The sequence below is a fragment of the Devosia equisanguinis genome (genome assembly GCF_900631955.1).
In the GTDB taxonomy this organism is placed as follows: Bacteria; Pseudomonadota; Alphaproteobacteria; order Rhizobiales; family Devosiaceae; genus Devosia; species Devosia equisanguinis.
In genome coordinates, this window is sequence record NZ_UZWD01000049.1 from 63,611 (window position 1) to 87,515 (window position 23,905).

Genomic DNA, 23,905 nt, shown 5'->3' on the forward strand with positions numbered 1-23,905 from the left:
GGTGGTAGCGCCCGTCATCCCCGGTCCCCATGAGTTCAACGTGTTGGGCGAGGCGCTGCAGCCCTGCTCGGACGATCCGCTGACCGGCTTTTTTCGCACCGGCTATTGCGCCGCGGGTCCCGAGGAAGCGGCGGTACATCTGGTGTGCATCGAGGCGAGCGCCGCGTTCCTGGCCTATTCGGCCAGCGTCGGCAACGATCTCTCGACCCCGCGCCCGGAATTCGGTTTTGCCGGCATCGTGCCGGGCAATCGCTGGTGCCTCGTCGCCGCCCGCTGGGCCCAGGCCCACGCCGCCGGCAAGGCCCCGCGCCTCTATCTGCGCGCCACCAACCGCAAAGTGCTCGACTTCATCCCGCTCGACCTTCTCAAGGCCTACGCACTAGATCTGAATTAGCGCTTCAACGCGCGATGGCGCTGCCTGCACCAAATATCCTACGCTTATAACCAGAACGCGAAACGCTCTAGCGCTTGCCTAGGCTGAAATCAGCGCTTGTCGACTATGAACCAGGCAATGGAATAGCCAATAAGAAGCATCATCCCTACGCTGACAAGTACCGTGAAGTCTGAGGGTGAACCGGACTGGAACTCTTCGAACATGGTCGGATGGCGGCGGCCGCGGCTACCGTTGTAGAAGAAGAAATAACACGCCGAGCACAGGATGGAGCTTGCCAGTTGTAGGGAGCCACGTACGGGCCCATCCCACCATTTCATCTGCGACCACATGCACCTGAGCCGTTCGAAGGCTGTGGAAGTTATTTAGCAAGTCTTTGTGGTGGTCGGACGTGAAACTCGCGCATACGATTAACGGGCCGGGATGACCCTTCCACCCGGAACCGGCGTGCCCTCGGCGAGCAATCCCTTCTCCGCAAGCGCCGACCACAGTGCGTCCGGGATATCCACGTTCCACCAGTCCAGAATGCCATCCAGCTCTTCGGGCGAGCGCGGGCCGGGCAGCACGTTGCATACGGCCGGATGGGTCAACGGGAAGCGCAGCGCCGCGGCTGGCAGCGGCACGCCGAAGTCCCGGCAAACGGCCTCGATGGCCCGCACCTTCTGCACAACCGCCTCGGGCGCCTTGGCGTAATTGAACTTGTCGCCGCCCACCAGGATGCCGGAATTGAACGGCCCGCCGACCACTACCGAAGCCCCGCGCTTGACGCAGGTGGTAAGGAACGGATCGAGCGAGGTCTGCTCCAGCAGGGTATAGCGCCCCGCGAGCAGGAACACGTCCCAATCGCCTAGCGCGAAGGCGTCCATCAGCACCTGCCACTCGTTGACCCCAAGCCCGATGGCCGACACCGCGCCACTGGCCTTGAGCTCCTGCAGCGCCCGATAGCCGCCTCTTTCCAGCTGCTGCCAATAGGGCCTGTTGCCCTCGACGCCATGGGTCGCCGTACCGATATCGTGGACATAGAGAATATCTACCCGGTCGAGCCCCAGCCGCTGCAGGCTGTCCTCATGCGAGCGCATGATGCCGTCATAGCTATAGTCATAGGCCTGGTTGAACGGCAGCGGATCGACCCACAGGCCCTTGTCCTGCCGCGCCGGATCGACCGGCTTCAACAGTCGCCCGACCTTGGTAGAGATCACAGGCCGATTGGCCGCCCGACGCAGCACGTCGCCGGTCAGATGTTCGGAACGCCCCAGGCCATATTGCGGCGCTGTATCGACATAGGTGAGACCCTTGTCGAGCGCGTGCTGCAGCGTGGCGCGCCCCTGCGCGTCCGGGACTTCGGTAAAAATACCGGCCAGCGATGCGGCCCCCAACCCCAGCGTCGTCACCTCGAGCGCGGTCTGGCCGATGCGGCGCTTTTCAAGGGGGCTCGTGGTCATGATCGGTCTCCGAAAGGGTGACGACTAACTGACATGTTAGTTGCGTCGAGTAAAGCGGGCGCCCGTTCTCGGCCGGCTCGCCTCGGCGTCCCGCCCACAAAAAAATCGCCGGACCAGGTCCGGCGATTTCGATCATGGTCGTGGTGCCTGGCTCAGTAGAGCCCGGTCACCGCCACCTTCTCTTCCGCCTCGATGCGCACCGGATTGCGCAGCGGCAGGCCGAACTGGCTTTCGGTGATTTCGAAAGTGTCGTTGGGCTTGGTGGAAATGCCATCGGCAAAGCTCAGCGTCGCGGTGCCGAACATATGCACATGCACATCGCCCGGCTGGCGGAACAGCTCATATTTGAAGTGGTGATATTCGAGATTGGCGATGGTGTGGCTCATATTGTCCTCGCCCGAGAGGAACGGCTTTTCCCACAGGACCGCGCCATCGCGCAGGATACGCGACGTGCCCTCGATATGGGCCGGCAGGTCGCCGACGCGCAGTTCCGGCCCGAACGAGCAGGCGCGCAGCTTGGAATGGGCCAGATACAGATAGTTGATCCGCTCGGTGACGTGGTCAGAAAATTCGTTGGCCAGGGCAAAGCCCAGCCGGCGCGGCTGGCCATGCTGGTCGATGATGTAGATGCCGGCGATCTCCGGTTCTTCGCCGGCGTCGAGCGCGAAAGATGGGGAGGGGATGGCCTCGCCGGGCCTGGCGACGATATGGCCATTGCCCTTGTAGAACCATTCCGGCTGCACGCCGGTTTCGCCCGCGGCCGGCTTGCCGTTTTCTAGCCCCATGCGGAACATTTTCATGCTGTCGGTCAGCTCTTCGGCGGGCTTAGTGCCATTGGCCTTGTGCATGGCGTCGCGCGTCGCGGCGGAACCGAGATGGGTGAGGCCGGTGCCGGTCACATGCAGATGGGTGGCGTCGGGGTGGTCGATCGGCGACAGCAGCCTTCCCTCGGCCAGCAAGGCAGCCTTGTCGATCACGGTGCCGAGACCCTTGGCGTCGACCACGGCAGCAAGGCCGCTGCCGGCATTGAGCGCGGCCTGTGCCAGTTCATAGACGCTGGCAACGCCGGTGACGGTCTGGGTCTGGCCATTGCGGGTGACGCCGACGGCGCGGTTTCCCTTGTCGTCGACAAATTGGATCAGATGCATGGGGGCGGTCCTTGGCTTGCTGGGCCATTGTTCACGGCGTGTGGCCGCATAAAACGCATCCCATGCCCGCCTGTCCAGATAAAAATCATACTTTTGCGCCGCCACTGCCGCCCCCGACAGAATCGGGCTATCCCTGCACCTCCTGGCGAGCCTGCCGGTTTTCTCTGTGTTCTCATTTTGTGCCTTGACTTGGCTGAAACAAAATGAGAACAAACAAAGCACGAATTGAGCTTTGGTCCTCTCGTTGCGTGACCTTCGAGAGCGTGAAATAAGGAGACAGCATCATGGCAGCTTCGCCGCTTCGCGTCGTTGAGGGTGGATCGATGGACAAGGACAAGGCTCTTGCGGCCGCGCTGAGCCAGATCGAGCGGAATTTCGGCAAGGGCTCGATCATGCGCCTGGGCGAAAACTCCGCCATTGAGGTGGAGTCGATTTCGACCGGCTCGCTGGGTCTCGATATCGCGCTCGGTATTGGCGGCCTGCCCAAGGGTCGTATCGTCGAGATTTTTGGGCCTGAATCGTCGGGCAAGACCACGCTGGCGCTGCATGTCATCGCCGAAGCGCAGCGCAAGGGCGGCATCTGCGCCTTTGTCGATGCCGAGCATGCGCTTGATCCGGTCTATGCCCGCAAGCTGGGCGTCAATGTCGATGATCTGCTGATCTCCCAGCCCGATGCCGGTGAGCAGGCACTCGAAATCACCGATACGCTGGTGCGGTCCGGCGCCATTGACGTTCTGGTGGTCGACTCCGTGGCGGCTCTGACGCCCCGCGCCGAACTCGAAGGCGAAATGGGCGATGCGCTGCCCGGTCTTCAGGCTCGCCTGATGAGCCAGGCCATGCGCAAGTTGACCTCCTCGATCTCCAAGTCGAAGTGCCTCGTCATCTTCATCAACCAGATCCGCATGAAGATCGGCGTCATGTATGGTTCGCCCGAAACCACCACCGGTGGTAACGCGCTCAAATTCTACGCCTCCGTGCGTCTCGACATCCGCCGCATTGGTGCGCTCAAGGACCGCGAAGAGATCGTCGGCAACCAGACCCGCGTGAAAGTGGTCAAGAACAAGCTGGCTCCGCCCTTCCGCCAGGTCGAATTCGACATCATGTATGGCGAAGGCATTTCCAAGACCGGCGAATTGCTCGATCTCGGCGTCAAGTCCGGTATCGTCGACAAGTCCGGTGCCTGGTTCTCCTGGGACAGCCAGCGCCTCGGGCAGGGCCGTGAAAATGCCCGCCAGTTCCTCAAGGACAATCCCGAGATCGCCAACACCATCGAGCAGGGTGTGCGCGAAAGCTCAGGCCTCCTGGGCGAAGTGCTTCTCGTCGCCGGCGGCGAAGACGATCCGGCCAGCGACGACTGATCACCTTCCGATCCCATGCATTAGCCCCTGCTTCGGCGGGGGTTTTTTGTTCTATTGGCCGAATATTCCCCGACGCTCCGCTCTGTCTTCGGGCTTGGCGCGTCTTTGCTCTCCGCTTTGCCCTCGGGCTTGACCCGAGAGCAGGTATTCGCCCAAAGCGGCCAGGTGTCGCCGCCCAATATGTTTGCGAAGCTACGCCGGCTGGCCAGACGGAATAGACGGCAAAGACGAAACTTCCCGATCTTGCCGCTGGGGCGCTGGACACGGCTCATCGCCTCACGATAAAAAGCCCCGTTTTTCCAAGAGGACGCGTCCGCGTCCGCTCGCCATGAAAGCCTGTGCATGACCAGCGTAAACGATCTCCGTTCGAGCTTTACCGGATATTTCGCCCGCAATGGCCACGAGGCCGTCGCGTCGAGCCCGCTGGTCCCGCGCAACGATCCGACGCTGATGTTCACCAATGCCGGCATGGTGCAGTTCAAGAACGTCTTTACCGGGATGGAAAAGCGGCCCTATTCGACTGCGACGACGGCGCAGAAATGCGTGCGCGCCGGTGGCAAGCACAACGATCTCGACAATGTCGGTTTCACCGCCCGTCACCACACCTTCTTCGAGATGCTGGGCAATTTCTCCTTCGGCGATTATTTCAAGGACCGCGCCATCGAACTGGCCTGGAACCTGCTGACCAAGGATTGGGGCCTGCCCAAGGACAAGCTCATGGTCACCGTCTATCAGGACGATGACGAGGCCATGGCGCTGTGGAAGAAGATCGCCGGTCTCTCGGAAGATCGCATCGTGCGCCTCGGGGCCAAGTCCAATTTCTGGCAGATGGGCGATACCGGCCCCTGCGGTCCGTGCTCGGAAATCTTCTACGACCATGGCGACAAGATCTGGGGCGGCCCTCCGGGTTCGCCCGATGAGGATGGCGATCGCTGGATCGAAATCTGGAATCTGGTGTTCATGCAGTTCGAGCAGCATGCCGATGGCTCGCGCACCGGCCTGCCGCGCCCCTCCATCGACACCGGCATGGGTCTTGAGCGCATTGCCGCCGTCATGCAGGGCGTGCACGACAATTACGACATCGACCTGTTCAAGGCGCTGATCTCGGCCGCTGCCAATGCCACCAATGCCGATGTCAACGGCCCGGGCAATCGCAGCCTGCGTGTCATTGCCGACCATCTGCGCTCGATGAGCTTCCTCATCGCCGAAGGCGTGCTGCCCTCCAATGAAGGCCGTGGCTATGTGCTGCGCCGCATCATGCGCCGCGCCATGCGTCATGCCACGCTGCTCGGCACCTCCGAGCCGGTCATCTACAAGCTGGTGCCGACCCTAGTCCGCGAGATGGGCCAGGCCTATCCCGAATTGTCGCGCGGCGAGGCCATGATCGCCGAAACCGTGCGCCTCGAAGAAGGCCGCTTCCTCAAGACGCTGGGCCGGGGCCTGCAGATTCTCGAAGCTGAAACGGCTGCCCTGGGTGACGGCGATACGCTCGATGGCGCCACCGCCTTCAAGCTCTACGACACCTATGGTTTCCCGCTCGACCTGACCCAGGACGCGCTGCGCACCCGCAATATTGCTGTTGACCAGGCCGGTTTCGATGCTGCCATGGCGCAGCAAAAGGCCGAGGCGCGCAAGAACTGGGCCGGTTCGGGCGAAGCTGGCACCGACACCGTCTGGTTCGGCCTGGCCGACAAGCTCGGCCCCACCGAATTTCTCGGCTACGAGACCGAGACCGCCGAAGGCGAGATCAAGGCGCTCCTGGTCGATGGCAAGGAAGTCGACACCATCGCGGCCGGCCAGGATGGCGTGGTTGTCGTCAACCAGACCCCGTTCTACGGCGAAAGTGGCGGCCAGGTCGGCGATAGCGGCGTGATCAAGGCCGAAGGTGTCATCGCCGAGGTCACCGATACCAACAAGCACCAGGGCGTGTTCGCCCATCGCGTCTCCGTAAAGGAAGGCACGCTCAAGCTGGGTCAGCCGGTCGAGTTGATCGTCGATCACGACCGCCGTTCGGCCATCCGTGCCAACCATTCGGCCACCCATCTCCTGCATGAGGCGCTGCGCCTGGTGCTCGGCGATCACGTGGCGCAGAAGGGCTCGATGGTCTCCGCCGATCGCCTACGCTTCGACTTCGTGCACACCAAGCCGATGTCGCCACAGGAAATGGCCGAGGTCGAAGACATCGCCAATGCCATTATCCTGCAGAACACTCCGGTCGAGACCCGGCTGATGGGTGTCGAGGAGGCCAAGGAATCGGGCGCCCGTGCTCTCTTTGGCGAGAAATATGGTGACGAAGTGCGCGTGGTTTCCATGGGCCTGCCCACCGGCAATGGCCTGGGCTGGTCGGTCGAGCTCTGCGGCGGCACCCATGTGCGCCGCACCGGTGATATCGGCCTGGTCTCGGTGGTCGCCGAAAGCTCTGTGGCTGGCGGCGTGCGTCGCATCGAAGCGCTGACCGGCAATGCTGCGCGTCATCGCGGCAATGCCAGCACCAATATCGTCGCGTCCGCCGCCGGTATTCTACGCTCCGGCACCCATGAAGTGCTGGACCGGATCGAGGCCCTGCAGAACCAGCTCAAGAGCGCCGAAAAGGCCCTCTCCGATGCTCGCCAGAAGCTGGCTTTGGGCGGTGGCGGCGAAGGCGGCAGTGCCTCCGAAACCGTCAATGGCGTGACCTTTGTCGGCCGCGTGGTCGAGGGCGTCGCCGCCAAGGACATCAAGTCGGTGGTCGATGCGGAAAAGAAGCGTATCGGCTCGGGCGTCGTCGTCATCGTGCTCAAGGGCGAGGACGGGAAGGGCACCGTTGCCATCGGCGTCACCGATGATCTCACCGGCAAATATGCCGCCGGCACGCTGATCAAGTCAGCCACCGTGGCGCTGGGCGGGCAGGGCGGCGGTGGCCGTCCCGATATGGCCCAGGGCGGCGGCCCCGATGGCGCCAAGGCCGACGACGCCATCGCCGCAATCCGCGCATTGCTCTGATCGGCTTGGGCCGTCGGCCCTCACAAAATGAATCCAGGCATCAGGCCATCCGGTTGATCCGGATGGCCTTTTTGTTTGCTATTCGCCGATGCGGAAGAAGAAGACCCGCGGCTTCCAGCGGATCGGCCGGCGTTCGCTCAACACGTTGAGCAGGCCCGCACCCACCACCACGATCATGCCGACAATTGCGATCCAGTCCGGATATTCGCCAAAGAACAGCGCACCGAACAAAATGGCCCAGATCAGCTGGCTATATTGCACCGGCGCGATGAGATTGGCCGGCGTCTGCTTGGTGGCGGCAATCAGCATCAGCCCGCCGACCCCGCCAAGCAGGCCGATACCGAGCAGCACGACCAATTGCAGGGGCGTCGGCATGACGAAATTGGGCAGCATCAGCGTGCCGTTGATGATGGCCGAATAGAAGACCTGGATGCCCACCAGGCTGACCCGCCGCTCGCGCGGCGCCACATGGCGCAGGATTACCGTGGTCACCGCGCCCAGGCACGCACCCAGCATGATCACATAGTGTCCCAGCTCCAGTTCCCGCATTCCCGGACGAATGACCAGCACCACGCCAAGGAAGCTCACCGCCAGCAGCAGCCAGCGCTGCAGCGCCACATGTTCCTTGAGCACCAGCACCGAAAGCAGGGTGACGAAGAGCGGCGTGGTGAAGCCGACGGCGTAGACATCGGCAAAGGGGATATGGGTAAAGGCATACATCACGCAGGCGGTGCCGGTGATGGCCGTGGCGCAGCGTAGATGCACCAGCCAGGGATGGTGGAGCTTGTAGATGTCCCGCCAGCGCTCACCCCTTTTGGTCAGCATCACCGGAATGATCGAAAAGCTGGTGGTGAAGAAGGCGATCTCGAAGACCGTCAGGGACGGGCCGACGGTCTTGATCAGCGCGTCGGCGATCGAAAAGGCAGCATAGGCCATAAAGGCGAGAATGACGCCGACAGGCATCGCAAAATCCGAAATGAATGGAGGGACTCAGGAAAGCGCGAGTACCATACAAGCGGATTGTCTCCACGTCATCATGGCAGCGGGGGGAATTGCGGCGCTGCGGCACCAGCCGCAGCAGCATTTGCTCCCCCGCAATCATGGGGTGATGTGCAGGCCGGAATGCCCCTAAAACTGGGGTCGTCGGCAGCTGCAAGTCTGAATTAACCGTTCATGTCGGCTTCATGCTAAGCATGGCTTGTTGTGCGCGGATGCGGGGGCGGTGTGCAGCCCGCTTTTTGGAGGGCATTCCAATGCATAAATTGAAGAAGCTCGTTCTGGGCGCGGTCGCCGCGCTTGGCCTGGCCTTTCCGGCCATCGCGGCAGAACGCGCCATCATCGTTCTCGACGGCTCCGGCTCCATGTGGGCCCAGATCGACGGCAAGGCGCGCATCACCATTGCGCGCGAAACCCTCGATTCCGTGCTGTCCAGCCTGCCTGACGACCTCGAATTGGGCCTGATGACCTATGGCCATCGCGAAAAGGGCAATTGCGGCGATATCGAAATGCTGGTCGAGCCGGCGCCGGGCACCGGTGCAGCCATCGCCGCCGCCGCCAACGAGATCAATCCCAAGGGCATGACGCCGCTCTCGGATGCGGTGCGGCTCGCTGCCGAAGACCTTCGCTATACCGAGGAAAAGGCCACGGTGATCCTGATCACCGATGGCCTGGAAACCTGCGAGGTCGACCCTTGCGCGCTGGCCACTGAGCTGGAAGGCCAGGGCGTCGATTTCACCACCCATGTGCTCGGCTTCGGTCTTTCCGACGAAGAGGGCCGCCAGGTGGCATGCCTTGCCGAGAATACCGGCGGCAAATATCTCTCCGCCCAGAATGGCGCCGATCTCGTCGATGCGCTCACCACCACTGTGGCCCAGGTGGTCAAGGCCGAGCCGAAGCCCGAGCCGGCCCCGGCACCCGCACCGGTCGCCGACCACAATTACCGTCCGTCCGCCTCGCTGGCCGAAGGCGGCCCGAATATCGGCGACGGCGGCAGCGACGACCTGATCTGGGAGTGGCATCAGGTTAATGCCGATGGCAGCAAGGGCGAGTGGATCGGCACCGACTATTATGCCCGCTTCAAGGGCACCCTGCCTCCGGGCGACTACATCATGACGGCCAAATATGGCTATGCCACTGCCGAGCAGCCGGTGACCATCACCAAGAATGAAGTGGCTTCCCCGCACTTCGTGCTCAATGCCGGCCGCCTGCTGCTGCATCCGCGTGCATCTGAAGGCGATGAAGTCGATCGCGATGCCTCGACCGAGGTCAATGCCAATGGGGCCTATGTCACCACGGCTTACGGCGAAGTTGCCCTCTACGTTCCAGCCGGCGAGATTGCCGTTACCGTCAAGCTCGGCTCGGCCATGGTTGAGCGCACCTATACGCTGAAAGCCGGCGAAACCATCGATGAGGACGTCATTCTCGGGGCGGGTATCGCCAAGGTGAATGCCGACTATGTCGAGGGCATGAAGGTCGAGGATGGCGATCTTGCGGTCGAAATCTTCGAGGCCAAGAAGGCGATCGACGGCAGCCGCAAGAGCGTGGGCTATGCCTATGGTCCCGACAGCTCCTTCGACCTGCCGGCAGGTGACTATGTCGCCGTCGCCAAGATGGATGCGGCTACTGCCGAAACGCCGTTCACCGTCGAGGCCGGCAAGGCCGTCGATGTTTCGGTCTTCCTCGGCGCAGGCGTGCTTGCCCTGACCATCCCTGAAGCCAAGGCCGTCGAAATCTTCGAGGCCAAGCGCGACATCCAGGGCAATCGCAAGTCGGTGGCCTATGGCTACGAAACCGAAATGCAGAAGGTTCTGCCGGCTGGCGACTATGTGGTGGTTGCCGAACACCACGACGGCAGCGGTGAGTTCGAAGCGCCTGTGACCGTCAAGGCGGGCGAGCGCAACGAATACACCATCGAAGCAGCAACAGCCGGAAAGTCCAAGAGCAAGTAATCTGACCGTCCCGGTGCCAAGCGCCGGGACGGACCACAAAGAAGAAGGGCCGGAGCATCGCTGCTCCGGCCCTTCTTTTTGTCTGCTACCATCCCGGTGTCGTGCCGGGACACAAGCGAACCTGGCTTATGCCATTGCCTTCTGCAGGTTTTGGTCGATGGCGTCGAGGAAGCCCAGGGTCGAAAGCCAGGGCTGATCCGGACCGACGAGCAGGGAGAGATCCTTGGTCATCTTGCCTTCTTCGATGGTGTCGACGGTGACCTTTTCCAGCGTCGATGCGAACTTGGCCAGCGCTTCATTGTCGTCCAGCTTGGCGCGGTGGGCGAGGCCACGGGTCCAGGCGAAGATCGAGGCGGTGGAGTTGGTCGAGGTTTCCTTGCCCTGCTGGTGCTGGCGGTAGTGACGGGTCACCGTGCCGTGGGCGGCTTCGGCTTCCACGATCTTGCCATCGGGCGTGGCCAGAACCGAGGTCATCAGGCCGAGCGAACCAAACCCTTGGGCCACGATGTCGGACTGCACGTCGCCGTCATAGTTCTTACAGGCCCAGACATAGCCGCCGGACCACTTGAGGGCCGAGGCGACCATGTCGTCGATCAGGCGGTGTTCGTACCAGATCTTCTTGGCTTCGAACTGTTCCTTGAACTCGGCGTCGTAGATTTCCTGGAAGATATCCTTGAAGCGGCCGTCATAGGCCTTGAGGATGGTGTTCTTGGTCGAGAGATAGACCGGAACGCCGCGGGCAAGGCCGTAGTTGAAGCTCGAATAGGCGAAGTCGCGGATCGAGTCGTCGAGATTGTACATGGCCATGGCCACGCCGGCGCCGGGGGCCTGGTACACTTCGTGCTCTATGACCTGGCCATCTTCACCGGTGAACTTGATCGACAGCGTGCCCTTGCCGGGAAACAGGAAGTCGGTGGCGCGGTACTGGTCGCCGAAGGCGTGACGGCCGACAATGATCGGCTGGGTCCAGCCCGGGACGAGGCGCGGCACGTTCTTGCAGATGATCGGCTCGCGGAAGATCACGCCGCCCAGTATGTTGCGGATGGTGCCGTTGGGCGACTTCCACATCTTCTTGAGGCCGAATTCCTCGACGCGCTGCTCATCGGGAGTGATGGTCGCGCACTTGATGCCAACGCCATGCTTCTGGATGGCATGGGCGGCATCGACCGTGATCTGGTCGTTGGTGGCGTCACGGCTTTCAACGCTGAGATCGTAATATTCGATCGGCAGGTCGAGATAGGGATGGATGAGCTTGTCCTTGATCGCCTGCCAGATGATGCGGGTCATCTCATCGCCGTCGAGATCCACAACCGGATTGGCGACCTTGATTTTGCTCATCGAAAAACTCCCTAACAGAAATACGGTTTTCGGCCTTCGCCGTTCGTCGGCCCGTATAGCATCGCGGGCAAAAAGCGCAAAGTCCGCCTCGGCAAGGGGCCATGCCTATTTCGGCGGCAGCGTCGCTACGAATGCCTGCGCCAGCTGCAGCCAACCGGCCAGCGCGTCGTCATCCTCGATGGCGTCGCCGGGCAGCACGACGAAATCCCGCATGGAGCGGCCATTCATCACCATGACCTCGGCGCCGGGTCGAGCTAGCGCTTCCTCCATGGCGCTCTGGCCGACGCGCACGATCAGCGCGCCTTCCTTGGTGGGACAGACCAGCATATTGCCGTTCATCATGAAGGCGCGGCCGCCAAACATCTTCTTTTCGCCATAGACCAGCCGTGGCGGCATGACGTTGCGGATGCGTTCGGCGAGGTCTTCGGATGCCATGCTCATGGCGTCTTCTCCGGGCGATATGCGGAATGCTGCGGCATCGCCGCATCTACCAGGTCCCAGGGGGCGTGGCTGCGGGCAAAGATCAGCTGGTTGGGCTGGAACCAGGCGTTTTGCCCGGCAAACAAGCCCACGGGCAAGATGCGGAAAGCCGGAGCCCGCGACGATTGCGCCATGACCGTTGTGCCGCATTCGGGGCAGAAGTGCCGCGTGAACAGGGCGCCGGAATCGGCTGCGCGGACAAAGCTTTTGGTCGCGCCAACCGTTTTCACGCTACCGACTGGTGCCAGCACCACCGAGGCGTGGCCACCGCCCGTAGCCTTCTGGCAGTTGAGGCAGGCGCATTGAAACATCGAAATTGCCTGCCCGGAAACGCTGAGCGTGATGGCGCCGCAATCGCAGCTGGCGGTGAGGTCGAGATGGGGCATGGAGCTCATGATCGCGAGGCTGGCATGGCCGCCACCGCCTCGCAAGAGCCGGGTTGCCTTTGGGCGGCAGGGAGATGAAATTGTGACATGTCCATACGCCCCGATTATCCGCTGAACACTGCCCGCCTCGTCCTGCGCCCCTTCACCCGCGGCGATGTCGACGCCGTCTACGACTATCGCAGTCGTGAGGACGTGGCGCGCTATCTGTTCGACCCACCGCTCAGCCGCGACGAATGTGCGCTGGCCATTCAGCAACGCACCACCCAGCTGGCGCTCGAGACGGAGGGAGACCGCATCATCCTCGCCGTCGAGACCAGGGACGACCAGTCCCTGGTGGGCGAGGTGTCGCTGATCTGGCGGTCGGTGGAGGCGCGACAGGGCGAGCTGGGCTGGATCTTCCACCCCGACCATCACGGCCGGGGCTATGCCACCGAGGCGGCCGCCGAACTGCTGCGGCTTGGCTTCGAAGATGCCGATCTGCACCGCATCTATGCCCGCTGCGATTCTCGCAATGACGGCTCCTGGCGGCTGATGGAGCGGCTGGGCATGCGGCGCGAGGCCCATTTTCGTGAACACGCCCTGTTCAAGGGTGGTTGGGACGAGGAATTCTACTACGCGCTCCTGCGCGCGGAGTGGGTTTCGCAGGGCGCATCCGGCGCGCTTCGGGCTGCCCGATCACAATCGTCGTAAAGGTACGATTTTCCGCGTAATCTCAGGAACTTCGTTTGGAGGCACACGTTCTCGACGCAGGGCATTGGGCAGCGCTTTGCGGAGGAACGAACCATGGCGATACTACAGCTACCGATCGAGACAGCTCACCTCTCCCTCAGGCCCTTCGAACGCTGTGATGTCGAAGCCGTAGCCCGCTATCATCTTCTCCCCGGCGTACAGCGTTATGTGATGCGCCAGACCCGCTATACCGACGACGTTGCCCTCGCCGTCGAGCATATGCGCAGCCAGGTTCAGCTCAATCGTCCCGGCGAAACCCTTGTCCTTGCTCTCGTCCGCAAGGGCGACCAGCGCGTCGTCGGCCAGATTTCCCTCACCTGGGCCGATGCCACCTCGGGGCAGGGCGAGTTGCGCTTCGCCATCGATCCATCACAGGCCGGCAATGGCTACCTGACCCAGTCCATCGGCGCCATGCTCGATCTGGCCTTTGACCATTTCGGCATGCACCGGGTGATGGTGCGCGGCGATGGCCGCAGCCATCATACCAATGCGCTTATGCAGAGGCTGGGTTTCCGCCTGGAAGCGCATTATCGTGAGCATGCGCTGTTCCGGGGCGAATGGGACGAAGAGCTGCATTTCGCCATGCTGGATCGGGAATGGCGCCGCAGCACCAAGGTACAGATCCTGCCCCTGCGGGAGCGCGTCGCTTGACCTCACGCGCGCGCAAACCTAATGCGCTGATCCATCTCGGTCGATCAGCTTAAATTGCATGGCTGGCCTGCATTCTGGATGCAAGAGGCAGGCGGAGATGCTTTAGTGCGGTCAAGGCACCGGCCGGACGGGCGTCGGGATTCGAGGGGGATTCAGACTCCACGGGTTGGTGCCCTAAAAATGCGTCAAGAAGGCCCCCTATGCCAACCATGCCTGCCGCACCCGTTTCCGGGCCCGGTCGTGATTATGCTACAGCAGCGTCGCGGCTGCTTCTCGTTCTCGCAACCACCATCTTTTTCGCCTCGCTTGCGGGTATTCTTTCGCGTCCTAACGGTTTCCTTGCCGCGTTCTGGCCGGCGAATGCCATCCTCGCCGTGATCTTGCTGCGCGTCGCGGCACCCATGCGCTTTCCGGCGCTGATCGGCGGGCTTCTGGGCTATCAGGCTGCCGGCTATGCGACGGGGGATGTGTCCTGGGGCGCCATCCAGCTCACCGCCGCCAATATGGTCAGCGCCGTAACCTTCACCTTTGCCTACCTGTCGTTTTGCGAAGAGCAGATGAGCATTGGTCGGCCCCGCGCCATCCTGGCGCTGGTTGGCGCCTCCGTGCTCGCCGCTGCCGCCGCCGGCGTGGCCGGTGCCCCGATCCTGGCCGAAATCTCGCATGCGAGCTATTTCGATGCCTGGCGCACCTGGTTCGGCTCCGAGATCATGAGCTATCTGGTGCTGGTGCCGGGCCTGCTGGCACTGGGCTGGCCGCTGCGTCGTCCCCGGCTCGCCGACATCCGCCGGCTGACCGCCAGTGCCACGCTCTTGCCCGCCCTGGCCGTGGTGGCCACTCTCGCCGTCAGCGTCGTGGCCGTTGAGCCGATCGCCATCGTCTTCCCGGTGCCGGCGCTGATCTGGGCGGCGCTGGTGCTGCCGCTGCCGGCCACATGCCTTCTGGTGATGCTGTTTTCCAGCGTCACCATGTTCGCGGTCAAGCTGGGGCTTTATGACTTCGGAACCGGCGGGCTCAGCGATCCGCTGATTTCCTCGGTGCATCTTGGGGTGGCGATGATCGCTCTGGCCCCGGTGCTGGTGGCCGCCGTCACCGCCGATCGCCGTCGCCAGTTCTCGGAGCTCGAAAAGGCGGCCCGTTTCGATGCGCTGACCGGGGCGCTCAATCGCGGCGCCTTCATGGCCGAGGGGGAAGCGATGGTCACGGCGCAACGCCGCGCCCATGCACCGATGGCGGGTCTGTTGCTCGATGTCGATCATTTCAAGCGCATCAACGACCTGCACGGCCACGCCGCCGGCGATCTGGCGCTTACGGCCATGGCAGCCGTCATCCGCAAGACCATTCGCGGTGGCGATCTGTTCGGCCGGCTGGGTGGGGAGGAATTTGCCCTTCTGCTCCCCGACGCCGATCTCGACGCGGCGGCTCTGGTGGCCAATCGCATCTGCCGTCAGATCGAGCGCCTGCAGACGCCCATTGCCGATGGCACCATTCTCACCATGACCGTCAGCATCGGCGTCGTCGCCTCGGTCGAGACCACGGTGGAATTGTCCGAAGTGCTTTCGCTTGCCGACCGGGCAATGTATGAGGCCAAGCGCGCCGGGCGGAACCAGGTTCAGCGCTGCGATCTTGACGCGATGCACTACGACGAGGACAGCGATCATGGCGGGAACCGACCGGTCTCAGGAAGCCAGCTTCAAGCCGACTCCGGCCATCATTCTGTGTGAGCCGCAACTGGGTGAGAATATCGGCTCGGCCGCCCGCGCCATGGCCAATTTCGGCCTCTGGGATCTTCGCCTGGTCCGCCCCCGCGATGGCTGGCCCAACGAGAAGGCCATTGCCGCAGCGTCACGCGCCGACCACGTACTGGAGCGCGTTCGGGTGTTCGAGACGCTCGAAGAGGCCATATCCGACCTGACCTTGGTCTATGCCACCACGGCCCGTTCCCGGGACATGCAGAAGGACGTGCTCGGCCCCGAGGAGGCGTCCAACACTATGGCCGGCCATATTGCCGGCGGGCGCGGGGCAGGGCTGTTGTTCGGCCGCGAGCGCTGGGGCCTGCTCAATGACGAAGTCGCCATGTCGGACGCCATCGTCACCCTGCCGGTCGAGCCGGCCTTCGCTTCGCTCAACATCGCCCAGGCCGTGCTGCTGATGTCCTATGAATGGCGCCGCACCAGCGCCGAGGGCAGGGCATTGCCGTTCAGCGAGGGTCTCGACGAAGCCGCGCCGCGTAACGAGCTCGTGGGCCTGTTCGAGCATCTCGAAGGCGTGCTCGACCAGTCCGGCTTCTTCACGACGCCCGACAAGCGCCCCAGCATGGTCAACAACCTGCGCACCGCCCTGACCCGCGGCCGCTTCACCAGCCAGGAAATCCGCACCCTGCGCGGCGTCATCTCCTCCATCGACCGCCGCCACCTCCGCCCCAACCCCAATCGCGCCAAAAAGACCGACGCGGACGAGTAATTTCCCACTGACCGGGCCGCCCTCGGGCTCACCCTCCAGTCCCACCCACCACCGGCCGTCACCCTCGGGCGAAGACCCGAGGGCTCTGCCCTTAAAGCCCTATCGCCAAACGCAGCCCCCGGCTTAGCGCACCGCCCTGTGCCACTCTTCATCGAGTACCACCCCCAAACCCATCAATCTTGCGCCTAACCGGACGGAATCGCGTTTATCGCCTTTGACGGCCCCGCGCCGGCATGCGAAGCCTGCGACATTATGAGCAGTCACGCACCCTCCGAGCCCTCGAAGCTCGCCTTCAGCTATCTCGGCTTCCGCTTTTTCTGGCTCACCACGCTGTTGGTGAGCTTTGCCGTGCAGATCATGTCGGTGTCGATCGCCTGGCAGATCTATGACGTCACCGGCAATGCCTTCCTGCTCGGGCTGGTCGGGCTCTGCCTGTTCCTGCCGGCGCTGCTGCTGATGTTGATTACCGGCCTCACTGCCGACCGCTTCAACCGGCGCGGGATCATGGCCATCTGCCTTACCGTCGAACTCGGCTGCGCCATTGCCTTCCTGACGCTGGTCAATGTCGAGGCGCACGAGGTCTGGCCGATTTTCGTGGTGCTGGTGGTGCTGGGAACGGCGCGGGCCTTCTGGGGCCCTGCGGCGCAGTCGCTGGCGCCCAATCTGGTGCCCGCCGAAGCGCTCAGCAATGCCATTACTGTCAATGCCTCCGCCTGGCAGTTTGCCTCCATTACCGGGCCCGCAGTCGGCGGCTTGCTCTATGGCGTCGCGCCCGGCTTTGCCTTCGGCACCGGCGCAGCCTTGCTCATCTGCGCCGTCGTCACCGTGCTGCTGATTCCGCGCCCAGCGCAGCGTCAGTCACATCAGGCCACCAGTCTCGAAACCATTTTCGGCGGCTTCCGCTACATCTTTTCCAACAAGGTGGTGCTGGGCGCCATTTCGCTCGACATGTTCGCCGTGTTGATGGGCGGGGCGGTGGCGCTGCTGCCGGTCTATACCAAGGATATCCTGCATGCCGGGCCGATGGAGCTTGGCCTGTTGCGCGCCGCGCCGGGGATCGGCGCCATCCTCATGGCGCTCTATCTCACCCGTTTCCCGGTGCGTGATCATGCCGGCAAGATTCTCTTCATCTTCGTCGGCCTGTTCGGCGCCTTCACCGTCATCTTCGGTCTCTCGACCACCGTGTGGCTCTCCATTCCCGCTTTGGCGCTGGTCGGGGCCTCCGACATGGTCAGCGTCACCATTCGCGAAACCATCATGCAGCTCTGGACGCCCGAGGAGGTGCGCGGGCGCGTCAATGCGGTCAATTCGGTGTTTATCGGCGCCTCCAACGAGCTGGGCGAGTTCCGCGCCGGCACGGTGGCCCATTTCATCGGCCCGGTGCCTGCAGTGGTCATTGGTGGCTTCGGCGCCATAGCGGTGGCGGTGATCTGGAGCCGGCTGTTCCCGCAATTGCGCCAACAGCGCCATATCGACAAGCGCATGGCCTGAAAAAGCCCTGCGGCGCTTGACTCGAGGGGGCAGGGCCTCTAAGACGCGGCCACCTATTCCGGCCATATGGCCCGTAGGCGCACCCGGGATTCTCTCATTGGGAGGTCTGTCGGTCCTGTCGCAAGCCAGGGCAGAGGAGGGCGCGATCCATTCAAACGTTTAAGAAGGATACGCGATGTCGAAGCGTCATTCCGTAAAGTACAAGATTGACCGTCGCCTTGGCGAGAACATCTGGGGCCGCCCGAAGTCCCCGCTGAACGCTCGTGCCTATGGCCCCGGCCAGCACGGTCAGCGCCGCAAGGGCAAGCTCTCGGACTACGGTCTGCAGCTGCGCGCCAAGCAGAAGCTCAAGGGCTACTATGGCTCGATCACCGAGAAGGCCTTCCGTCGTCTCTATGACGAAGCGGCCCGTCGCAAGGGTGACACCGGCGAGAACCTGATCGGCCTGCTCGAAGGTCGCCTGGACGCCATCGTCTACCGTGCCAAGTTCGTCCCGACCGTGTTTGCCGCCCGTCAGTTCGTGTCCCACGGCCACGTTCTGGTCAACGGCAAGCGCGTCAACATCCCGTCCTACCAGGTCCAGATCGGCGACAAGGTCGAAGTGCGTGAGCGCTCCAAGCAGCTCGCCATCGTCCTCGAAGCCAACCAGCTCGCCGAGCGTGACGTTCCCGATTACGTGGAAGTCGATCACGGCAAGCAGGTCGCGACCTTCGTTCGCGTTCCCGCGCTGTCGGACGTGCCGTACCCGGTCCAGATGGAACCGAACCTGGTCGTCGAATTCTACTCGCGTTAATCGCGAAACGACCCCAAATGCCGAAAGGGCCGCTCTCCGGAGCGGCCCTTTTGTTTTGGGCTTTTCGGCGCTATTTTGACGGAACGGAGAGTGTGTCCATGAACAAGAAACTAGACGTTACGCTTCCCGACGACGTCGTTGCCGTCATTGAAGGCGCGGTAGCGGCCGGCCAGTTTGGCACGTCAGACGAGATGCTGGCAGACGCCGTTCATGCCTGGACACGTCATCAAGAGGATAGAGCCAACACGATCGCTTTCATGCGTGAGCGCATTCGGCAATCGCTCGATGATCCGCGGCCGTCAGTCCCCATCGATGAAGCTTTTGAGCGTATCTCCGCAAGGGTAGATGCCCTGTTCGAAGATCGCTGATGCTCACACTTCCCGTCCGTTTCAGGGAAGGGGCGCTATCAGACCTCGAAAACATCTGGCAATATTTCATCTGCGAAGGCGCGTCGCGCGCCACCGTGAAAGCTTTTGTGGGTCGCCTTCGCGACAAGTGCGAACTGATCGGCCGACTACCCTATGGTTATCCCGCGGCCGGCGCCGAATACCCCAACCTGCGCACGGCGCCATTTGAGCATTCAGCGATGATTTTCTACGCTGTGACCGATGTTTGCGTGGAGATCGTCAACATCTACTATCGTGGCCGTGACTATCGTGCAGTCCTAGAAGACTAGAATAGGCCGCGCGGGAGAGCCTTTCATTTCCCCATAGAACCTATCCACAAGTGCTGGCACGGTCTCTCGCTGGCCCACCGGCCGTCACCTCGCCCGAGGCTGTGCTCAACCCGAGCTCGGGAGATCGATCCCGGACCGTGGCCAGGATGTCATCCCGTTATCGCCGTCGTTTTTGAAAGTCACGGCGGGGCGTGAGCATCACGCGCCCTTTCACCGGCGTCACCCTCGGGCCCGACCCGAGGGCGTTTCACGCACGTCAATTGGCTCTGGCAAAGACCCCTCGGGTCAAGCCCGAGGGTGACGAATTGAGGTGGGAGAAATGCAAATGAATAGGGGCGGCACCGCCGCCCCCTGGACATGCTTAGAGCGTGGCGGCGTCGCCGAACTGCTCCTTGATCGGCTCCTGGTCGGTCGGAATGAAGCCTTCGAACTTACGCAGACGCATGTAGATCGACTGGAGCTCCACAATCGTCGTCCAGGCGCGCGCGAAGAACTGGAAAGAGCTCGCGACCTGCCCGAAGGCCTGTTGCACCTGCTGGTACACGCCCAGCGTGATCGTACCCGCCAGGATCGAGGGTGAGAGCGTCAGAAGCGGCACATAGCCTGCGACTTGCAGATAGGCATAACGGGCGAGGTTGAAGTAGGTGTAGTGGAAATACAGCCGGAAGTAGTTTTTCTGCACATTGGCGAACAGCTCGCGGAAGCTCGGCGGTGTGGCGCGGTCCGGATTGTCCTCGCCATAGACCAGCTCCTTGCGGAGCGCCGCTTCCACCTTCTGGTTCTCGAAATTGAGGCCTGGCAGGCGAATGCCGACGATCCACAACAGACCCGTTCCGAATGCCGCCACCACGAGGGCGATCCACACCAGGCTGCCGGGAATATTGTCGAAGCCGTAAAGCGCGGTGATGTTGGTCGAGAGCCCCCAGAGAATGGGGAGGAACACAACGAGGGTCAGCAGACTGTCGAGGAAGCTGGTGCCGAGGTCTTCCACGATCGAGGCAAAGCGCATGGTGTCTTCCTGCACACGCTGGGCAGCGCCTTCCACGGTGCGCACGCGGTCCCAATACTGCATGTAGTAGGAGGTCATGGCCTTGCGCCAGCGGAACACGTAGTGCGAGTTGAAGAAGGCCAGCATGACGAGGAATATGATGTTCGGCAGCAGCACCGCCATCAGAGTGATGACATAGGGCCAATATTCGTCGGGCGATACCGATCCCGGATTGCTCAAGGCGCCTTGCAGCACATTGAAGAAGCCGCCCTGCCAGGCATTGATGAAGGCGGCGAGTTGAACCTGGGAGTAGGTTGCGAGGAACAGAACGGCGCTGCCGACCACGCTCCACCAGTACCATTCGTTGCGCTTGTAAAAGTACCAGAAGGCGCAGAACAGGGCAGTACAGATCAGGATGTACCAATATTCCCAGATGCGCGCGCCGTTGAGGAAGTTGCTGTCTTCGGCAACGCAGTTCGTGGCGCTGACTGTCGGCACTGCTGCTGGCGTTGTGGACTCCTGGGTCGTCGGTGCCGGCGCATTGGGGTCGGTCGCCTGGGGGCCGCCTTCGGGCGTGGGTAAAGCCTCAGGGGCAGGGGCCACGGGCGTTTCCGCCGCTGGCACCTGGCTCGGTGCACAGATGGCGGGAGCGAGGAACCTGTCGATGCTGATGACGGACCGTACGGGGTCGCCGGCAAGCTGGAATACCAGTGTCGTCAGCAGCATCCAGAGAATGGCCGACGAGAAGAAGATCTTGGGGACGGGAAAAAAGGAGCGAAACACCGGGAGACTCCAGGGTGCCGTGAGGATGGTTTATCTAACTGTGGCAAACGGGTTAAAACAAGGAAGGGAAGTTAAGCTTTGGTAAGGTTGTGCACCGCCGCTTTGACTTCCCATCGCCCGATATCGGCGCTATCAGCTTTTTCGACCGATCAAACGAGAGTTTTGCCATGAGTGCGGCGATGGAAGCCCCCGCCATCCCGGAAGACGACGCCGACACCTCCGGCGCGCATCCGATCTACGCCCATGCCCCGCGCTCGGTGGAGTTCAACAAGCTGCGAAAGCGGCTGATCCGCAATACCCGCGAGGCGCTGGACAAGTTCGCCATGGTGAGGCCGGGCGAAAAATGGCTGATCGCGCTGAGCGGCGGCAAGGATTCCTATGGCCTGCTCGCCCTCCTGCTCGATCTCAAATGGCGGGGCCTGTTGCCGGTCGAGCTGCTCGCCTGCAATCTCGACCAGGGCCAGCCCAATTTTCCCAAGCACATCCTGCCCGAATTTCTGACTGGGCTCGGTATCGCGCACCGCATCGAATATCAGGACACCTATTCGATCGTCACCGACAAGTTGCCAGCCGGGGCCACCTATTGCTCGCTCTGCTCGCGCCTGCGCCGCGGCAATCTCTATCGCATCGCCCGCGAAGAGGGCTGCACCGCCCTGGTGCTCGGCCACCATCGCGACGACAGTCTCGAAACCTTCTTCATGAACCTCTTCCACGGCGGCAAGCTCGCCGCCATGCCGCCCAAGCTGGTCAATGACGAGGGCGATCTCGAAGTCTTGCGCCCGCTGATCTACTGCGCCGAAGAGGACCTGCAGCGCTTTTCCGACGCCATGGCCTTCCCGATCATCCCCTGCGATCTCTGTGGTTCGCAGGACGGCTTGCAGCGCAATGTCACCAAGGCCATGCTGACCGACATGGAAAAAGCCATGCCCGGCCGCAAGGACGTGATGATCCGCGCCCTGGGCAATATCAATCCCAGCCATATGCTCGACCCCAAGCTCTTCGATTTCGCAGGCCTCTCCACCAGCCGGAGCCCGTCTTGACCATCGACGTCATGCGCCTCGCCGCCATCCTGCGCGATGCCGGCAATCAGGAAATCGTGCCGCGTTTCCGCAATCTGGACGATGCCGATATCGGGCAGAAGGCCAATGAATATGATCTCGTCACCGAGGCCGACCTCGGCGCCGAACGCGTCATCACCGCCGCCTTGCGCGACCTCTATCCCCAAGCGCTGATCGTCGGCGAGGAGGCCTATGCCGCCGACAAGTCCATTCTCTCCGGCCTGGTCGAAGCCGATCTCGCCTTCGTCATCGACCCGGTCGATGGCACCTTCAACTTTGCCGCCGGCAATGGAATGTTTGGCTCTATCCTCGCCGTGGTGCGCCGGGGTGAGACCATTGGCGGGCTGATCCTTGATCCCCTGCGCGGCGATGTGCTGATCGGCGAGCGCGGGGCAGGGGCGCGGCTGGTGAAGTCCAGCGGTCAGAGCCGCCCCATCAGGGTTGCCGCGCCCACCAGCCTCGACACTATGGTTTCGGTCGCCTGCTGGAGCTATCTGCCCGACCCCATGCGCGCCCGCGTCGCCGCCAATCTCACCAAGGTCAAGCTGGCCATGGCCTATGGCTGTTCGGCCTATGAATATTGGATGCTCGCCAGCGGTCGCGCGCATTTCTCCGCCTCGCATGGGGTCATGCCTTGGGACCACCTGGCCGGGGCGCTGATCCATGCCGAAGCCGGTGGTTTCAGCGCCCATTTCGACGGCACGCCTTTCCGCGCCGGTCGCATCGATGCCGGCATTCTCAACGCGCCCGACAAGGAGAGCTGGCAGCTTATTGCTCGCGACATTCTCGGGCTCTGAATCGACCACACCTGAACCGACAAGGACTTCATGCCATGAATATTGATCGTCTGGCCGCCATTCTCCGTCAGGCCGCCAAGGATGAGATCATGCCGCGCTTTCGCCGGCTCGATGATGGCATGATCCAGACCAAGACCAGCGCCTTCGACCTCGTCACCGAGGCCGATACCAATGCCGAACGCGTCATCACCGCCGCCATCAATGCCCACTCGCCCGATACCGTGGTCATCGGCGAGGAAGCGGTCTCGGCCAATCCGCGCCTGCTCGATACGCAGTTCGAGGATCGAATCGTCATTTACGTCGATCCCGTTGATGGCACTGCCAATTTTGCCGGTGGCCTGCCGCTCTTCGCCGTCATGGCCTCGGTGGCGCAGAATGGCGAGCCGGTCGCCGGCGTCATCTACGATCCGCTGGGCGACGACTTCCTGATGGCCGAAAAGGGCTGCGGCACCTGGCAGGTCTTTCCCGATGGCCGTCGCATTCGCCAGAAATTCGCCGATCCCGTGCCGCTGTCGGAAATGGGCGGTTCCGCCTCCACCGCCTTCCTGCCGGTCGAGCAGCGCCGCGTCGTCCTCGCCAATCTGGCCAAGGTCAAGATGACCGCCAATTACCGCTGCGCCGGCCACGAATATCGCTACGCCGCCGGCGGCAATGCCCACTTCCTCGCCTATGGCAAGCTCATGCCTTGGGACCACGTCGCCGGCGCGCTGATGATGCGCGAAGCCGGCGCCACCGTCGCCAAGTTTGACGGCACCCCCTACACCCCCCGCGACCTCTCCGGCGGCCTCCTCATCGCCACCGACCCCGACAGCTGGCAAACCCTCCGCCAGGAGGTTTTCACGGTCTAGCCTTCGGCCCCCGCGGCGCCGCCCGCCCCCCGCGGGCTTCTCCCCCCCCCCCCCCCCCCCCCCCCCCCGGGGCCCCCCCCCCCCCCCCCCCCCCCCCCCCCCCCCGCGCCTCTCCTGTGGGGGTGGGGGGGTTGGGGGGGCCCCCCCGGCTGGGA

22 protein-coding genes are annotated in these 23,905 nt (G+C 62.9%); 15 read left to right on the forward strand and 7 right to left on the reverse strand.

The genetic code is table 11. The features are described from left to right. Position 1 precedes the first annotated feature (1 nt). Complete coding sequence (locus DEVEQU_RS18130; RefSeq protein ID WP_223214286.1) at positions 2-394, forward strand: DUF2237 family protein; 393 nt, start codon at positions 2-4, stop codon at positions 392-394. A gap of 407 nt (positions 395-801) precedes the next feature. On the opposite strand, the gene DEVEQU_RS18135 is transcribed toward DEVEQU_RS18130, so the two are convergent. Together DEVEQU_RS18135 and araD1 are read right to left on the reverse strand one after the other, a co-directional pair. Then, on the reverse strand, positions 802-1,833 hold the full coding sequence (locus DEVEQU_RS18135) for an aldo/keto reductase (protein ID WP_126152006.1): 1,032 nt from the start codon (positions 1,831-1,833) through the stop codon (positions 802-804). A 152-nt stretch (positions 1,834-1,985) separates the two neighbouring features. Beyond that, complete coding sequence (araD1, locus tag DEVEQU_RS18140) at positions 1,986-2,981, reverse strand: AraD1 family protein (RefSeq protein ID WP_126152007.1); 996 nt, start codon at positions 2,979-2,981, stop codon at positions 1,986-1,988. A 284-nt stretch (positions 2,982-3,265) separates the two neighbouring features. On the opposite strand from araD1, the gene recA reads away from it, so the two are divergent. Together recA and alaS are read left to right on the forward strand one after the other, a co-directional pair. After that, on the forward strand, positions 3,266-4,339 hold the full coding sequence (recA, locus tag DEVEQU_RS18145) for a recombinase RecA (protein ID WP_126152008.1): 1,074 nt from the start codon (positions 3,266-3,268) through the stop codon (positions 4,337-4,339). Positions 4,340-4,681: 342 nt separating this feature from the next. Further along, the gene (alaS, locus tag DEVEQU_RS18150) at positions 4,682-7,321 is read left to right on the forward strand and encodes an alanine--tRNA ligase (protein WP_126152009.1); all 2,640 of its coding nucleotides are present in this window, start codon (positions 4,682-4,684) and stop codon (positions 7,319-7,321) included. Positions 7,322-7,399: 78 nt separating this feature from the next. Here alaS and DEVEQU_RS18155 read toward each other — a convergent pair whose 3' ends face one another. Next, a complete protein-coding gene (locus tag DEVEQU_RS18155) occupies positions 7,400-8,284 on the reverse strand; it encodes a DMT family transporter (protein ID WP_126152010.1) in 885 nt (294 codons plus the stop codon). A gap of 290 nt (positions 8,285-8,574) precedes the next feature. On the opposite strand from DEVEQU_RS18155, the gene DEVEQU_RS18160 reads away from it, so the two are divergent. Next, complete coding sequence (locus tag DEVEQU_RS18160) at positions 8,575-10,269, forward strand: VWA domain-containing protein (RefSeq protein WP_126152011.1); 1,695 nt, start codon at positions 8,575-8,577, stop codon at positions 10,267-10,269. A gap of 126 nt (positions 10,270-10,395) precedes the next feature. On the opposite strand, the gene DEVEQU_RS18165 is transcribed toward DEVEQU_RS18160, so the two are convergent. The 3 genes from DEVEQU_RS18165 to DEVEQU_RS18175 form a co-directional block, all read right to left on the reverse strand. Then, entirely contained in the window at positions 10,396-11,607 is a 1,212-nt protein-coding gene (locus DEVEQU_RS18165; RefSeq protein WP_126152012.1) for an NADP-dependent isocitrate dehydrogenase, read from the reverse strand. Between the two features lie 105 nt (positions 11,608-11,712). Next, a complete protein-coding gene (locus DEVEQU_RS18170) occupies positions 11,713-12,048 on the reverse strand; it encodes a TfoX/Sxy family protein (RefSeq protein WP_206437886.1) in 336 nt (111 codons plus the stop codon). Next, positions 12,045-12,482: a GFA family protein gene (locus tag DEVEQU_RS18175; protein WP_126152013.1), complete on the reverse strand. Its 438-nt coding sequence runs from the start codon at positions 12,480-12,482 to the stop codon at positions 12,045-12,047. Before DEVEQU_RS18175 ends, DEVEQU_RS18170 begins: the two co-directional genes overlap by 4 nt. Before the next feature lie 78 nt (positions 12,483-12,560). Between DEVEQU_RS18175 and DEVEQU_RS18180 the strand changes: the two genes are divergently transcribed. The 8 genes from DEVEQU_RS18180 to DEVEQU_RS18215 all read left to right on the forward strand — a co-directional run bounded on the left by DEVEQU_RS18180 (position 12,561) and on the right by DEVEQU_RS18215 (position 19,276). Continuing rightward, on the forward strand, positions 12,561-13,163 hold the full coding sequence (locus DEVEQU_RS18180) for a GNAT family N-acetyltransferase (protein ID WP_126152014.1): 603 nt from the start codon (positions 12,561-12,563) through the stop codon (positions 13,161-13,163). Positions 13,164-13,256: 93 nt separating this feature from the next. After that, positions 13,257-13,853: a GNAT family N-acetyltransferase gene (locus DEVEQU_RS18185; protein WP_126152015.1), complete on the forward strand. Its 597-nt coding sequence runs from the start codon at positions 13,257-13,259 to the stop codon at positions 13,851-13,853. A gap of 200 nt (positions 13,854-14,053) precedes the next feature. Next, the gene (locus tag DEVEQU_RS18190) at positions 14,054-15,577 is read left to right on the forward strand and encodes a GGDEF domain-containing protein (protein WP_126152016.1); all 1,524 of its coding nucleotides are present in this window, start codon (positions 14,054-14,056) and stop codon (positions 15,575-15,577) included. Then, positions 15,513-16,316 (forward strand): RNA methyltransferase, encoded by an 804-nt coding sequence (locus DEVEQU_RS18195; RefSeq protein ID WP_126152017.1) that lies wholly within the window; start codon positions 15,513-15,515, stop codon positions 16,314-16,316. The genes DEVEQU_RS18190 and DEVEQU_RS18195 overlap by 65 nt, the downstream gene beginning before the upstream one ends. Before the next feature lie 252 nt (positions 16,317-16,568). Next, positions 16,569-17,807, forward strand: coding sequence for an MFS transporter (locus DEVEQU_RS18200; protein ID WP_126152018.1), 1,239 nt, complete (start codon positions 16,569-16,571; stop codon positions 17,805-17,807). A gap of 175 nt (positions 17,808-17,982) precedes the next feature. Beyond that, positions 17,983-18,600: a 30S ribosomal protein S4 gene (gene rpsD / locus DEVEQU_RS18205; RefSeq protein WP_126152019.1), complete on the forward strand. Its 618-nt coding sequence runs from the start codon at positions 17,983-17,985 to the stop codon at positions 18,598-18,600. Between the two features lie 98 nt (positions 18,601-18,698). Next, positions 18,699-18,968, forward strand: a complete 270-nt coding sequence (locus DEVEQU_RS18210) for a type II toxin-antitoxin system ParD family antitoxin (protein ID WP_126152020.1) — start codon at positions 18,699-18,701, stop codon at positions 18,966-18,968. Further along, a complete protein-coding gene (locus DEVEQU_RS18215; RefSeq protein WP_126152021.1) occupies positions 18,968-19,276 on the forward strand; it encodes a type II toxin-antitoxin system RelE/ParE family toxin in 309 nt (102 codons plus the stop codon). The genes DEVEQU_RS18210 and DEVEQU_RS18215 overlap by 1 nt, the downstream gene beginning before the upstream one ends. A 361-nt stretch (positions 19,277-19,637) precedes the next feature. On the opposite strand, the gene DEVEQU_RS18220 is transcribed toward DEVEQU_RS18215, so the two are convergent. Next, a complete protein-coding gene (locus DEVEQU_RS18220; protein ID WP_126152022.1) occupies positions 19,638-21,047 on the reverse strand; it encodes a peptide transporter in 1,410 nt (469 codons plus the stop codon). Positions 21,048-21,226: 179 nt separating this feature from the next. On the opposite strand from DEVEQU_RS18220, the gene ttcA reads away from it, so the two are divergent. The 3 genes from ttcA to DEVEQU_RS18235 are packed head-to-tail and all read left to right on the forward strand — an operon-like array spanning position 21,227 to position 23,750. Then, a complete protein-coding gene (ttcA, locus tag DEVEQU_RS18225) occupies positions 21,227-22,087 on the forward strand; it encodes a tRNA 2-thiocytidine(32) synthetase TtcA (RefSeq protein ID WP_126152033.1) in 861 nt (286 codons plus the stop codon). A gap of 11 nt (positions 22,088-22,098) precedes the next feature. After that, positions 22,099-22,902 (forward strand): inositol monophosphatase family protein, encoded by an 804-nt coding sequence (locus DEVEQU_RS18230; RefSeq protein ID WP_386849540.1) that lies wholly within the window; start codon positions 22,099-22,101, stop codon positions 22,900-22,902. A gap of 35 nt (positions 22,903-22,937) precedes the next feature. Next, positions 22,938-23,750 (forward strand): inositol monophosphatase family protein, encoded by an 813-nt coding sequence (locus DEVEQU_RS18235; protein ID WP_126152024.1) that lies wholly within the window; start codon positions 22,938-22,940, stop codon positions 23,748-23,750. Positions 23,751-23,905: the final 155 nt, after the last annotated feature.

Coding starts and splice junctions, on each gene's coding strand:
- DEVEQU_RS18215 (WP_126152021.1), top strand. CDS start 18,968: ATGCTCACACTTCCCGTCCGTTTCAGGGAAGGGGCGCTATCAGACCTC.
- DEVEQU_RS18160 (WP_126152011.1), top strand. CDS start 8,575: ATGCATAAATTGAAGAAGCTCGTTCTGGGCGCGGTCGCCGCGCTTGGC.
- DEVEQU_RS18165 (WP_126152012.1), bottom strand. CDS start 11,607: ATGAGCAAAATCAAGGTCGCCAATCCGGTTGTGGATCTCGACGGCGAT.
- ttcA (WP_126152033.1), top strand. CDS start 21,227: ATGGAAGCCCCCGCCATCCCGGAAGACGACGCCGACACCTCCGGCGCG.
- DEVEQU_RS18185 (WP_126152015.1), top strand. CDS start 13,257: ATGGCGATACTACAGCTACCGATCGAGACAGCTCACCTCTCCCTCAGG.
- rpsD (WP_126152019.1), top strand. CDS start 17,983: ATGTCGAAGCGTCATTCCGTAAAGTACAAGATTGACCGTCGCCTTGGC.
- DEVEQU_RS18200 (WP_126152018.1), top strand. CDS start 16,569: ATGAGCAGTCACGCACCCTCCGAGCCCTCGAAGCTCGCCTTCAGCTAT.
- DEVEQU_RS18170 (WP_206437886.1), bottom strand. CDS start 12,048: ATGAGCATGGCATCCGAAGACCTCGCCGAACGCATCCGCAACGTCATG.
- DEVEQU_RS18155 (WP_126152010.1), bottom strand. CDS start 8,284: ATGCCTGTCGGCGTCATTCTCGCCTTTATGGCCTATGCTGCCTTTTCG.
- araD1 (WP_126152007.1), bottom strand. CDS start 2,981: ATGCATCTGATCCAATTTGTCGACGACAAGGGAAACCGCGCCGTCGGC.
- DEVEQU_RS18195 (WP_126152017.1), top strand. CDS start 15,513: ATGGCGGGAACCGACCGGTCTCAGGAAGCCAGCTTCAAGCCGACTCCG.
- DEVEQU_RS18235 (WP_126152024.1), top strand. CDS start 22,938: ATGAATATTGATCGTCTGGCCGCCATTCTCCGTCAGGCCGCCAAGGAT.
- DEVEQU_RS18175 (WP_126152013.1), bottom strand. CDS start 12,482: ATGAGCTCCATGCCCCATCTCGACCTCACCGCCAGCTGCGATTGCGGC.
- DEVEQU_RS18230 (WP_386849540.1), top strand. CDS start 22,099: ATGCGCCTCGCCGCCATCCTGCGCGATGCCGGCAATCAGGAAATCGTG.
- DEVEQU_RS18210 (WP_126152020.1), top strand. CDS start 18,699: ATGAACAAGAAACTAGACGTTACGCTTCCCGACGACGTCGTTGCCGTC.
- alaS (WP_126152009.1), top strand. CDS start 4,682: ATGACCAGCGTAAACGATCTCCGTTCGAGCTTTACCGGATATTTCGCC.
- DEVEQU_RS18180 (WP_126152014.1), top strand. CDS start 12,561: ATGTCCATACGCCCCGATTATCCGCTGAACACTGCCCGCCTCGTCCTG.
- DEVEQU_RS18190 (WP_126152016.1), top strand. CDS start 14,054: ATGCCAACCATGCCTGCCGCACCCGTTTCCGGGCCCGGTCGTGATTAT.
- DEVEQU_RS18135 (WP_126152006.1), bottom strand. CDS start 1,833: ATGACCACGAGCCCCCTTGAAAAGCGCCGCATCGGCCAGACCGCGCTC.
- recA (WP_126152008.1), top strand. CDS start 3,266: ATGGCAGCTTCGCCGCTTCGCGTCGTTGAGGGTGGATCGATGGACAAG.